The sequence below is a fragment of the Achromobacter sp. genome (assembly GCF_036567245.1).
In the GTDB taxonomy this organism is placed as follows: domain Bacteria; phylum Pseudomonadota; class Gammaproteobacteria; order Burkholderiales; family Burkholderiaceae_B; genus Achromobacter.
On record NZ_DATCUY010000335.1, the window covers coordinates 1 to 11,170 of the forward strand.

Genomic DNA, 11,170 nt, shown 5'->3' on the forward strand with positions numbered 1-11,170 from the left:
GATTTCATTGTGCTTGTGACCGAAGTCACTATGCACTCGCATCAAGCGCCCACACTTATCGGTTGTTTAATTGTTAAAGAGCGGTACTGCTGAATTCGGTACTACTTACTGCCTGCCCACTTCGCTGCGCCGCTTTCGCTGACGCTGCGTTGTTTGCAGCAGAGAAACGAGATTATGAAGAAGTTTTTATCGCTTGTCAAGTCAGCGTCACATCCTTCGTTTCGCCTTCCTGCCTGCGACCTCTTCAGGTCCGCCTCTCTTTAGCAGCTATCGAAATATCAGGGTTAACCCTAAGTTTTCGGCAACTGCCAAGCCCAAGACTATAACACGATTTTTGCAGATTGCGCAACTGGCTTTTGCCTAACTTGCTGCAATCCTTGCAATAACCACGCGGCGTTCATTTCTGAAGCTTTGCGGCAGACCTGGCTCGAATCCTCTTGCCCGACCTGTTGTGCTTGCTTGGCTTCGCGGTTCAAAACTGTCTGAACTGCGAAGGAGCGAGACTATAGCACAAGTTTTCCGCCTGTCATGACGCGCGGGCAAATATTTGTTCTTGGCGCATCCATGACCTGTTGCGACTCAGATCCCCTGCCCTTTTCCGCCACGCGATGCTAGCTATATATAGGTAGCGGACGGGACACCAGCCCCTGGCAACCAAGCGGCCCCGCCCCCTATATATAGAGGGCGGGGCCGTGGCGGGAAGAGAAGGAACAGCGAGCCGCCCATCACGGGCGGTAGCCTCACCTACCAGCGGAGATAGTCCGCATCGCGAAAACGCGCCAGGTCGCGCTTGACTGCGGCTTCGTTCATCAGCCAGCTGGGAGCGCCCAGATCCTGCAGCATGTGCTCATCCAGGTCGGCGGCCAGATGACGCAGTCGCGCTTCGTTGCGGCGCTTGCGAAAAGCCGCCGCAAGCAGGGCGAACAATCCAAGGTGGCGCGCCGTCGGCTCGGTGGACGGCGCCGTGACTGGGATTGCCGCAGATGAAGGTTCGCGCTCCCAGGAAGCCGCGACCAAGGCCGGGGAAGAAGGGGTGCAAAGCTGTGCAGACATGATGGGCTCCAGGTGTTTATGCACTTTGGTAAGCGTAGTCGCCCAATGTCCGACTGAAAATCGAATTGTTTTGGGGATATCGGTAAGCTATGATGACCAATCGCCATCATGAACCCCTGCCATGCGTCTGCCACTCAGTACCCTCCCCGCCTTCCGTGCCGTGGCCGAGCTGCAGAATCTGCGCGCGGCGGCCGAACGGCTGCATCTGACCCATAGCGCCGTCAGCCAGCAGATCAAGGTGCTGGAAACCCAGCTGGGCTTTCCCCTGTTCGAGCGCAGCGGACGGGGCATCGTCCTGAATTCGGCCGGCACCGCGCTTTTGTGCAGTGTGCAAGGCGCCATGGCGCTACTGGATGAAGGCACGATGGCGGCGTCGGCCGCAGCCTCGGGCAGCGAGCAGCGTTTGCGCGTGTCGGTGCTGCCGTCCTTCGCGCAGCGCTGGCTGTTGCCGCGCATGGCGCGGTGGCGCGAGCGCAATCCGGGCCTGACGCTGGAGATCGAAACTTCGCAGCAAGTGGTGGATCTGCTGCGCGACGGCTTTCACGCGGCGCTGCGTTTTGGGCGCGGCCCCTGGGCGGGCGTGGAGTCGGAGCCTTTGTTCGACACACCCCTGCCCTTGATCGTCCTGGCGTCGCCGGAAACCGCGGCCGCGCTCCCCGACAATTCACCGCAGACGTTGGCGCGCCAGCCTTTGCTCGGCGAACGCGAGCTCTGGCAAACCTGGTTCAACGCCGCCGGGTTGAACACGCCGATCACGCCGGTGGCCTCCTTCAACGATGCCGGCATGATGATGCAGGCCGCGGAACAAGGACTGGGCATTACCCTGGGCCGCCAACTGCTGGCGGCGGACGCGCTGTGCTCGGGCCGGCTGGTGCAGATATCCCCCATCAGCATCGAGTATGAACAGGCGCAGACCTACCATCTGGTCTACCGGCCCAGCCTGCGCGACTGGACGCCGCTGGTGGAACTGAAGCAGTGGCTGCGCGACGAGCTGGAGATGTCGCGCGAAAACCTGAGCGCTCCCAAGTCCGGCGCCGGCAAGAAACAACAGACAAAAAAAAGGTAAAGCGGCATCTGCTGCTTTACCTCTACCAAATCGCGGCGCCAGCGGAAACCACGATCCGCAAGCCGGCTGCGCTACGCACGCAATTGCCGGCAGGCGCCGCGGCGGCGGCAGTCACACGTGGCGGCGGACCTCAGGCCACCTTGCGCGCAGCGGGCTTGGCCGGCCGCATCGTATCGGTTTCATTGAAGCGCTGGTGCCAGGAGTACGCTTCCTCCAGCAGATGCGGCGTCTGGCCGCCGCGCTCGCAAGCGCGGTCGAAATAGTCCTGCAAGGCATCGCGGTAGGAAGGATGCACGCAGTTCTGGATCACTGCGCGCGCGCGTTCACGAGGCGCCAGCCCGCGCAGGTCCGCAAGGCCGCATTCGGTGACCAGCACGTCCACGTCATGCTCGGTATGGTCCACATGGGACACCATGGGCACCACGCTGGAGATGTCGCCGTTCTTGGCCATGGACTTGGACACGAAGATCGCCAGGTGCGCGTTGCGGGCGAAGTCGCCCGAGCCGCCGATGCCGTTCATCATGTGCGTGCCGCCCACGTGCGTGGAATTGACGTTGCCGTAGATATCGAATTCCAGCGCCGTGTTGATGGCGATGATGCCCAGGCGGCGCACGATCTCGGGCGCATTGCTGATCTCTTGCGGACGCAACACGATGCGCTCGCGGTAGTGCTCCATATTGGCCAGGATCTTTTCGTAGACTGGCTTGGACACGGTGATCGAGGAAGCCGACGCGAACGCGAGCTTGCCCTGGTCCAGCAGTTCGATGGCGCTGTCCTGCAGCACCTCGGAGTACATCGTCAGGTTCTCGAAGCTCGACGACTCGAAGCCATGCAGCACGGCGTTGGCGATGGTGCCGATGCCAGCCTGCAGCGGCAGCAATTCATTGGTCAGGCGGCCGGCGTCGACCTCGCGGCGCAGGAAGGCGTTGATGTGGCCGGCAATAGCATTGGTTTCCTCGTCGGGCGGCAGAGCGTTGGACGGACTGTCCGGTTCCTGCGTGATGACGATGGCGGCAATCTTGGCCGGGTCGACGTCGATGCAGGACTGGCCGATGCGCTGGTCCGGCGAAACCAGGCCGATCGGCTGGCGCGCCGGACGGGCTTCGGGCACGTAGATATCGTGCAGGCCCTCGATGGCTGCGGGCACGCCCATGTTGAGTTCAATGATGATCACGTCCGCCTGCTGCGCGAAGGAGGCGGAGTTGCCCACTGACATCGTCGGCACGATGGCGCCGGTCTCGGTAATGGCGGCGGCCTCGATGATGGCCACGTTGATGGGGCCGATATGGCCGGCGCGCAACTGTTCCACGGTTTCGGACAGGTGCTGGTCGATGAAGGCGATTTCGCCCTGGTTGATCTTGCGGCGCAGGGTCGTGTCGACCTGGAACGGCATGCGGCGCGCCAGCGCATTGGCTTGCGCCAGCATCTTGTCCGTGTCGTGGCCCAGCGACGCGCCGGTGATCAGGGTGATGGAGAGGGGTTCGCGCTCGGCGCGGGCCGCCAGCGCCGCCGGCACCGACTTACAGTCGCCCGCGCGGGTGAAGCCGCTCATTCCGACGGTCATGCCGTTCTGAACCAGCAAAGCCGCCTGATCGGCGGAAGTGATCTTGGCGCGCAGCCCAGGGTGGCGGATACGGTCGAGATGCATGGTGTCTCCAGATTCAAGGGCCTACGTGCGGCGGGGCGCGGCGTTGCCGCCATGCGCCCAGGCGCCGTCTGACGCGGCGTTTCCCGAGGTTCCTGGACCGACTCGAAGCGGCCCGGGAACGAATTTTCGGCAGTATAGGAAGGCCGGCTCAAATCTCGTAATGACTTAAAATCATCCAGATAAGTCGCTTTTTTCATCGTTTGAATGTTTTGCGCGCATCGCGCGAGGGAATTCCGGTCCATGGACGTGCGCGCGTTGCGGTACTTCGTCGAAACCGTCAGGCATGCCAGCTTCACGCAGGCGGCCAAGACGCTGTTCGTGACGCAGTCGACGGTGAGCAAGATGATCCGTCAGCTGGAAGAAGAGGCCGGCACGCCGCTGCTGATCCGCGACGGCCACACCGCCCGCCCCACCGATACGGGCCGGGTCATGTACCAGCGCGGCCTGCAGGTGCTGGAAACGATGCGCCAGCTATCCGAGGAACTGCGCCAGACGGCGGATCTGCGCCGCGGCGCGCTGGAAGTCGGCATACCGCCCATGATCAACCTGCTGTTCACGCCTGTGGTCAAGCGCTTCCGCGAACTGCATCCGGGCATCCACCTGACGCTGCGCGAAGGCACCGGCCAGGCGGTGGAAGGGCTGGTCGCCAGCGGCGAACTGGAAGTGGGCGCGACCATCCTGCCGATCGCGCCGGACGGCGGCCTGGCAGCCGAACCTTTCGGCAGCTACCCGATCTGGGTGATAGGCCCGCCTGACGCGCCCTGGGCCGGCAAGACCTCGCTGCCGCTCGCCGCCCTGCGCGATGCGCGCCTGCTGATCCCCACTGACGACTTCGCCATGACCCGCCGCTTGCGGCAGGCCTTTGCGGATGCCGGCTTTCAGCCGGGCATCGCGGCCCAGAGCGCGCATTGGGATTTCCTGGTGGCGATGGCCTCGGCGGGCCTGGGCGTGGCCTTGCTGCCCGAACCGCTGATGATGCGCATGAAAACGCGCGGCTTGAGCACCGCGAAGCTGGCCAAATCCGGCATGCAGTGGGAAGTCGGCCATATCTGGCAGCAATCCGGCTACCTGTCGTATGCCGCACGCGCCTGGCTGGAAGTGTGCGACACGGTGCTCGGCAAACCGAAAAGAGGCGCCGCGCGCGCCATTCTGCCGGCCTGAGTTGAATCCAAACGTAGGCCAGGTAAACATGCTTTGCCAGAGCCGCCCGCCGGTCAGCCCTGCGGGGCGGAGGCGCCGGTTATCCGGCCCTGTTTCTACCCCCGGCTCACGCGGCCATTCCGGCACTTGAAGCTGCCGCAAAAAATAGGGCCGCAGCGCTCGTTTTTGTTGCAACGGATGGCGCGGCGCCTTGCTATGCTCCCGCCTCGATGCGAGCGACTCGCCCAAGAAACATGACACAGACTTTCCTTACCTTGCCAGCCCGGCCCCGCCGCGCACGTTACCCCGCCTTGGTGGCGCTGATGGCGGCGCTGCTGCTGGCGCTTTTCCTGCTGCCGGCCCACGCCGCCGCGCCGCCTACCCCCGCCGACACCGAAGCGACGCTGGCGGCCGCGCGCAAGCAGATCGATGACATCCGCAAGCGCGTCGCCGACGAGACCGACGACGCCACCCTGGTGAAGCAGCGCGGCGATGCGCTGGACATCCAGTCCAAGGCCGACGCCGCCGCCGAGGCCCTGACGCCTCAACTGGCCAGCGTGACGGCCCGGCTGAGCGAGCTGGGCACCCCGCCCGAAGGCGTCAAGGAAGCCTCCGACGTCGCCGCGCAACGCATGCAGCTGGACAAGAACAGCCGCGCGCTGGACGCGCAGATCAAGCTTGCCAGACTGCTGTCGGTGGACGCCGGACAAACCGCGGAACAGATCTCGGCGCAGCGCCGCAAGCAGTTCCAGGCGCGCCTGGGCGAGCGGCGCGACTCCTTCCTGTCCGGCCAATTCTGGACCGAGTTCCGCGAGGAGTTCCCGCGCGACCTGGAACGCCTGGAAGCCCTGCGCGATGACCTTTCGACCGCGGTCGGCCAGACGCCGAAATGGGGCTGGCTGCTGCTGGGCGCGGCGATCGCGCTGACGATCGCCCTGCGCGTCGCCATCGGCCGGGTGCTGCTGCGGATTACCGCCACGCGCGTCCCCCCGGGACGCTTGCGCCGTTCCTTTCTTGCGGTCACGCATCTGGTGCTGGCCGTGGCCACGCCGGGCGTCATCGCGCTGTTGATCCACATCGGCCTGGACTGGGATTCGCAACTGAGCGACAACACCTCCTCGCTGCTCGCGAACCTGGTGGCGACAGTCTGTTTCGGCGGCTACGTGTCCGGCCTGGGCTATGCGCTCCTGTCCGCGAACCGGCCGTCGTGGCGCCTGCCACCCATCAGCGACGCCGTGGCGGTGCGGTTGCGCTGGCTGCCCGGCGTGCTGGGCGTGCTGGTGGTGATGATCTGGCTGGCCGAGCGCCTGCCGGTGCTGCTGAACGCCAGCCTGACCACCACCATCACGCTGACCGGCATCGTCGCCGTGCTCACCATGGCGACGATAGGCGCGGTGCTGGCCATCAGCCGCCGGCTGCGACGCCAGGCCATGCAGGAAAGCGAGACGCCCATCCCGTTTTGGGTGTCGCTGCTGCTGACCTCGGTCTGGACGGTGCTGATCCTGAGCCTGGCCAGCCTGCTGGCCGGCTATGTCGCGTTCGGCAGCTTCATGGTCAAGCAGGTGCTATGGGTGCTGATCGTGCTGGCCTCGGCGTATCTGTTGTCCACGCTGATCGAGGACGGCTTCAGCACGCTGCTCGGCACCTCGCACCGCGACGGCGGCGAGCATGAAGCGCCCAGCATGCGCGACCAGGCGGCCGTGCTGCTGTCGGGCGTCGGCCGCGTGGCGGTCGGACTGCTGGCCGTGATCCTGCTGCTGGCGCCCTTCGGCGAAGCGCCGATGGACCTGTTGCAGCGCTTCGACCAGCTGCGCAAGGGACTTGCCATCGGCGAAGCCCAGATTCGTCCTGGCGCAGTCCTGCAGGCGCTGCTGGTGCTGGCGCTGTCGCTGCTGGCCGTGAAGATGCTCAAGCGCTGGCTGTCCAACCGCTACCTGCCGACGACCGAACTGGATCCGGGCATGCAGTTGTCGGCCGCCACGCTGTTCGGCTATGCCGGTTTCGTGACGGCGGTAGCGCTGTCGCTGTCGGCCGCCGGCTTCGGCCTGGAACGCGTGGCATGGATCGCAAGCGCGCTGTCCGTGGGTATCGGTTTTGGCTTGCAGGCGGTGGTGCAGAACTTTGTGTCCGGCCTGATCCTGCTGGCCGAACGCCCCGTCAAGGTGGGAGACTGGGTGTCCCTGGGCGGAGTCGAAGGCGACATCCTGCGCATCAACGTGCGCGCCACGGAAATCCAGATGGGGGACCGCTCCACGGTGATCGTGCCGAACTCGGAGTTCGTCACCAAGACCGTGCGCAACGTGACCCGCTCGAATCCGCTGGGGCTGGTGCAGATCAAGCTGCCACTGCCGCTGTCGACCGACGCCGAACAGGTGCGCGAACTGATCCTGCAGGCTTTCTCGGACCACGAGGACGTGCTGGACACGCCGGCGCCGAATGTTTTCCTGGATGGCATCGAAGGCGGCAACCTGGTCTTCAACGCCAAGGGTTACGTGTCGTCGCCGCGGGCGGCTTACGGTGTGCGCAGCGCTCTGTTGTTCACCCTGCTCAAGCGCCTGCATGACGCCGGCCTGGAGGTGTCATCGCCGCCGACCATGCTGCTGGCTTCGGCGCCGCAGCCGGCGGCGGCGCCCCTCGCCGTTGCGCCACCCACCCAGTCCTGATGCCTCTGTATCCTGCCGCCATCCCGCCCCGCCCGGGCCTGGCAGGATTCCCGTCTCAGCCCGGCGTATACAGATCGGTATAGGTCCGGTTGCGCAAGGGCGGCGCTGCCAGCGCGGCGCTCTGCACGCTGCGCACTGGATAGGCCTGCGCCTCGGGGGCAGGAGGCTGCTGCGGCGCAGGCCTGTCGGCCAGAACCGGCCCCGAAGGCGCCACCTGCGCCACCGCGTTGCTGTCGAAGCGGTGATCCGCCGTCGTCAAAGCGGGATTGGTGCACAGCCCCTGCGCCACCAGCGCCGCCTTGGTGCGGTCGTCGGTCTGGCACAGGATGTCGATGGCCGCGGTCTCCAGGCGGCGCGAGCGGTCCGCATCCTTGGTCGAGGCGGCTGCCTGCATGGTGCGCTCGAAGTTGCGGCGCAGGCTGCACTTCTGGTCCTCGATCGGAATCGCCACATTCATGCCGAAGCCAACCACGGCGCCGCCGCCGCCCGCCGAAACCATGCAGCTGTCGGACGAAAACGAACCGTAGAAACTCTGCCCGCCCAGGGGCGGCACGCTGCGCAGCGTGCTGGACCCGCTGTTGTTGGAGTTGAGCGTGATGCCCTGATTGTTGCCGGCGTTGGTCGATCCCGACGACGCCGATGTCGACGCATTGGAACTGCTGGTCTGCGCGCCGGCAGAAAACGCCGCCAGCGACAGGGAAATGGCAAGCACTATAGTCTTCATGATGTCCCCTCGCCCGGACGGCCGAAGCCGTCCGGATAATTGGGTCAGTGATTGAACCCGCCGACATGGCCAACCGGGCCTATGCCGTGTATCGACCCAAACGCACCCACATTCACCGCATGGAAGGAACCCGTCGCCGAAGCGCTGGTATCCGTCTTGGCGAACGTGGCGCCGCCATTGGCGATGCTGTCTCCCACCATGATGGGCGCATTGCCCGAGACGTGGCCGTATGAATCGCTGTTGGCGTACTGACGCGTGCTGGTGACCACTTGCGTGCCATCGCGACTGAAGGTGCCACCCACTTCCGAAACCCCGCCCGTCATGCCGAACGACACCTGGCTGGAAGAACCGTAGCCATTGATCTGGGTGGCGGCCACGGAACTGCCTGTGGAGATGGACGATGCGGTGCCATTGATTGCGCCGGCGTGGCCCGTAATCGATCCGCCAGGGTCCGAGGCATAGGCCGATGCGGCGAACAGGGACAACGCGGCGACTGCTGCGAGCTTTTTCATTTCAGCTCCTCCTGCTCCGTGCAAGCACGGATTCATGATTACCGGCGACCGACCGGCGCGGACCGTTACCGCACAGCGCCACGCCTGGACAATGACGAAAGGCGTGGGACTTTCGTATTGGTACGGAATGATTGCGCCGTCCTAGGCAAGTCGATATCGCCTAAACGGGCGACCGGGTCCCGATGGACGACTCCGGGCTGTAAAACAATCGGCCAGATTTGCGGCAATCTTGCGCGGCGCCCGTGCGTATGGACGAGGGAAAGCACGCCGGATCCGCAGCGCGCGCGCCTGGATTCAACTTTATGGATGGGAACGAAGGAGGCCGCCTCGGGCAAGTTCCCTAACGCGCACAACCGAAGCGGCGAGGCTCGCTGCGCGCCCGGCCCGGAATTTTCAGCGATACTACGGCGGCCGGCCGGGCGCTACCCGGCCTCATCTGTTTGGAGACCAGACCATGATCCAGGAGATTGCCAGCATCCATGTCCGCGAAGGACAGGAAGCGCTGTTCGAGGCAGGCGTCGCGCAAGCGAAGCCGCTGTTCCTGCGGGCCCGCGGCTGCCACGGCATGGAGCTGTACCGCAGCATCGAGCAGCCGCAGCGCTACACGCTGGTGGTGGACTGGGAAACCGTCGAGAACCACATGGTGGACTTCCGCGAATCCGGCGATTTCCAGGAATGGCGCAAGCTGGTGGCGGGCTTCTTCGTCGAGCCGCCCCAGGTGCATCACGAACAAAAAGTGATCTGACGCAGCCAGCCTGGCCACGCCACGTGCGAGTCAGGACTGTTCAGGCGGATCGTCGTACTTGCGCGCGCTGCCGCGAAAACGATCCGCCGGATACTTCTGCGCATTCTTGACCATCTTGCCCGCGACCGCAGCGGCGATATCGATGCCGAGCTGATCGGCCAGGGCCACCAGGTACATCTGCACATCCGCGATTTCGTCCGCGGCGTCCGCCAGCCTTTCGGGCGGCATCTGGCGCGACTCGGCCTCGCTCAGCCATTGGAACAGGGACACGAGTTCGCCCGCCTCGCCGGCCAGGGCCATCGCCAGGTTCTTGGGCGTATGGAACGGCTGCCACTCCCGCTCTTCGGTAAAGCGGCGCACGGCGAGCCGGATCTGTTCCAGGTCGGACATCGCAACTCCTAGCCCGCGGCCAGGCGGGTGCTCGCCGCCAGCGCCACGGCCACGGTCGTGCGCACGTCGGCCAGCGCGCGGTGGGTGGGATTGGAGGCGCCCACATGGCGCGCCAGGATTTCCAGTTTGTGCGAGGGCAGCTCCGGCCATGCGCGCCGCGCCAGCGCCAGCGTGCAATGGGTGGAGTTGGCGAACGGCAGGCCGGTCTGGTCCGCCGCCGCGCCCAGGAAGCGCCGGTCGAACGACGCATTGTGGAAAAACACCGGCAGGTCTTCCACGAAATCAAGGAAGGACGAAAACGCCTGCACCACCGGCACGCCATCGCGGTCGACTTCCGCCTGCGTGATGCCGGTCAGGCGGCTGATGAAGGACGGCACCGGGCCGCGGGTACGCACGACTTGCGTGTACTCGCGCTCGAGCGCCCCGGCCTCGCCCACGCGGACCGCCGCGAACTCCAGGATCTCGCAGGTCGCGGTGGACAGCCCGGTGGTTTCCAGGTCGGCCACGATGAAAGGGCCGCGCAATGCCTGCAACGCCGCGGCCAGGGCCTCTGCGCCCGCCTTGCCGCCCGCCGCGCGGACAGGAGAAGCGCCGCTTGCGCGCGGCCGGCGATAGAAGTAAGTCACGGCCTTACTCCGCCGGCCGCAAGGGCGCGAAGCGCGGAGCGCCATCGGGCAACTGGCCGAAGAACATGTCCGCCGGCCGCACCCACAGGCCGCGCTCGTGCGGCCAAAGGTGTTCGTAGACGACCAGGGACTCCTCGGTTTCGGAGTGGCGGGCGGTACCCACATAGAGGTAGAGGCCGCCCTTGTAATGGCGGTGCGAGGCGAGAGCCAGTGCTTCGGATTCGGTCATGGACGGTAGCCGCAAATGGCGCGGCCCGGGCGGAATGGCTCCTGCCCGGGCCTGCGGGTTCAGATCAATACCGTCTTTATAGCGCATCGGGCCGGCACGGCCGTCTTGCCAGGCAGCGGACCTCGGCCGCCACGACGGCAAAACCCTTGCCATGCGAGCCGGCGCGAACGCCCTCGACGACGGCATTCCGCAACACCAGGGTTAATCCCGACTCAAGCGGCGTCCAATTCGCGATATTGGCGAAAGATGCCTTCCCCGAAAGGCAGGCGTCTGCCGCTGTCGAAATAGGGCTGCAATTCCTCCAGCATCGCCACGCGCGCATGCAGCGCCATGACGTTCGGATAACGGACAGCCAGGGTGGCCATGCGCTTGGG

At 65.3% G+C, this 11,170-nt stretch carries 11 protein-coding genes and 2 pseudogenes; 4 read left to right on the forward strand and 9 right to left on the reverse strand.

Features of this window, described 5'->3' with window-relative positions:
- Positions 1–744 precede the first annotated feature (744 nt).
- Complete coding sequence (locus VIR09_RS14495) at positions 745–1,053, reverse strand: hypothetical protein (protein WP_332013497.1); 309 nt, start codon at positions 1,051–1,053, stop codon at positions 745–747.
- Positions 1,054–1,174: 121 nt separating this feature from the next.
- Between VIR09_RS14495 and VIR09_RS14500 the strand changes: the two genes are divergently transcribed.
- Entirely contained in the window at positions 1,175–2,119 is a 945-nt protein-coding gene (locus VIR09_RS14500) for a LysR substrate-binding domain-containing protein (protein WP_332013498.1), read from the forward strand.
- A gap of 130 nt (positions 2,120–2,249) precedes the next feature.
- Here the strand turns inward: VIR09_RS14500 and VIR09_RS14505 are convergent, their stop codons facing one another.
- Entirely contained in the window at positions 2,250–3,767 is a 1,518-nt protein-coding gene (locus tag VIR09_RS14505) for an acetyl-CoA hydrolase/transferase family protein (RefSeq protein ID WP_332013499.1), read from the reverse strand.
- A 240-nt stretch (positions 3,768–4,007) separates the two neighbouring features.
- Between VIR09_RS14505 and VIR09_RS14510 the strand changes: the two genes are divergently transcribed.
- Both VIR09_RS14510 and VIR09_RS14515 read left to right on the forward strand, forming a co-directional pair.
- Complete coding sequence (locus VIR09_RS14510) at positions 4,008–4,928, forward strand: LysR family transcriptional regulator (protein ID WP_332013500.1); 921 nt, start codon at positions 4,008–4,010, stop codon at positions 4,926–4,928.
- A gap of 233 nt (positions 4,929–5,161) precedes the next feature.
- Positions 5,162–7,570: a DUF3772 domain-containing protein gene (locus tag VIR09_RS14515; protein WP_332013501.1), complete on the forward strand. Its 2,409-nt coding sequence runs from the start codon at positions 5,162–5,164 to the stop codon at positions 7,568–7,570.
- Between the two features lie 55 nt (positions 7,571–7,625).
- Here VIR09_RS14515 and VIR09_RS14520 read toward each other — a convergent pair whose 3' ends face one another.
- Together VIR09_RS14520 and VIR09_RS14525 are read right to left on the reverse strand one after the other, a co-directional pair.
- Positions 7,626–8,294 carry a hypothetical protein gene (locus tag VIR09_RS14520; protein ID WP_332013502.1) on the reverse strand — a complete coding sequence of 223 codons (669 nt, stop codon included), beginning with the start codon at positions 8,292–8,294 and terminating at the stop codon, positions 7,626–7,628.
- Between the two features lie 44 nt (positions 8,295–8,338).
- Positions 8,339–8,806, reverse strand: a complete 468-nt coding sequence (locus tag VIR09_RS14525) for a hypothetical protein (protein ID WP_332013503.1) — start codon at positions 8,804–8,806, stop codon at positions 8,339–8,341.
- Between the two features lie 454 nt (positions 8,807–9,260).
- On the opposite strand from VIR09_RS14525, the gene VIR09_RS14530 reads away from it, so the two are divergent.
- Entirely contained in the window at positions 9,261–9,551 is a 291-nt protein-coding gene (locus VIR09_RS14530) for an antibiotic biosynthesis monooxygenase family protein (RefSeq protein WP_013395456.1), read from the forward strand.
- Positions 9,552–9,581: 30 nt separating this feature from the next.
- Here VIR09_RS14530 and VIR09_RS14535 read toward each other — a convergent pair whose 3' ends face one another.
- The 5 genes and pseudogenes from VIR09_RS14535 to VIR09_RS14555 form a co-directional block, all read right to left on the reverse strand.
- On the reverse strand, positions 9,582–9,941 hold the full coding sequence (locus tag VIR09_RS14535) for a nucleotide pyrophosphohydrolase (RefSeq protein ID WP_332013504.1): 360 nt from the start codon (positions 9,939–9,941) through the stop codon (positions 9,582–9,584).
- 8 nt (positions 9,942–9,949) lie between these two features.
- A complete protein-coding gene (locus VIR09_RS14540; protein WP_332013505.1) occupies positions 9,950–10,567 on the reverse strand; it encodes a 3'-5' exonuclease in 618 nt (205 codons plus the stop codon).
- 4 nt (positions 10,568–10,571) lie between these two features.
- The gene (locus VIR09_RS14545) at positions 10,572–10,796 is read right to left on the reverse strand and encodes a DUF1653 domain-containing protein (protein ID WP_013395459.1); all 225 of its coding nucleotides are present in this window, start codon (positions 10,794–10,796) and stop codon (positions 10,572–10,574) included.
- Between the two features lie 100 nt (positions 10,797–10,896).
- A pseudogene (locus tag VIR09_RS14550) lies at positions 10,897–10,983 on the reverse strand (methyl-accepting chemotaxis protein); the annotation flags it as partial.
- Between the two features lie 25 nt (positions 10,984–11,008).
- Positions 11,009–11,170: pseudogene (locus VIR09_RS14555) on the reverse strand (glutathione S-transferase); the annotation flags it as partial.

What these genes read in the sequence shown, in the direction of transcription:
- VIR09_RS14495 (WP_332013497.1), bottom strand. Translation starts at nt 1,053, where the DNA reads ATGTCTGCACAGCTTTGCACCCCTTCTTCCCCGGCCTTGGTCGCGGCT.
- VIR09_RS14500 (WP_332013498.1), top strand. Translation starts at nt 1,175, where the DNA reads ATGCGTCTGCCACTCAGTACCCTCCCCGCCTTCCGTGCCGTGGCCGAG.
- VIR09_RS14505 (WP_332013499.1), bottom strand. Translation starts at nt 3,767, where the DNA reads ATGCATCTCGACCGTATCCGCCACCCTGGGCTGCGCGCCAAGATCACT.
- VIR09_RS14510 (WP_332013500.1), top strand. Translation starts at nt 4,008, where the DNA reads ATGGACGTGCGCGCGTTGCGGTACTTCGTCGAAACCGTCAGGCATGCC.
- VIR09_RS14515 (WP_332013501.1), top strand. Translation starts at nt 5,162, where the DNA reads ATGACACAGACTTTCCTTACCTTGCCAGCCCGGCCCCGCCGCGCACGT.
- VIR09_RS14520 (WP_332013502.1), bottom strand. Translation starts at nt 8,294, where the DNA reads ATGAAGACTATAGTGCTTGCCATTTCCCTGTCGCTGGCGGCGTTTTCT.
- VIR09_RS14525 (WP_332013503.1), bottom strand. Translation starts at nt 8,806, where the DNA reads ATGAAAAAGCTCGCAGCAGTCGCCGCGTTGTCCCTGTTCGCCGCATCG.
- VIR09_RS14530 (WP_013395456.1), top strand. Translation starts at nt 9,261, where the DNA reads ATGATCCAGGAGATTGCCAGCATCCATGTCCGCGAAGGACAGGAAGCG.
- VIR09_RS14535 (WP_332013504.1), bottom strand. Translation starts at nt 9,941, where the DNA reads ATGTCCGACCTGGAACAGATCCGGCTCGCCGTGCGCCGCTTTACCGAA.
- VIR09_RS14545 (WP_013395459.1), bottom strand. Translation starts at nt 10,796, where the DNA reads ATGACCGAATCCGAAGCACTGGCTCTCGCCTCGCACCGCCATTACAAG.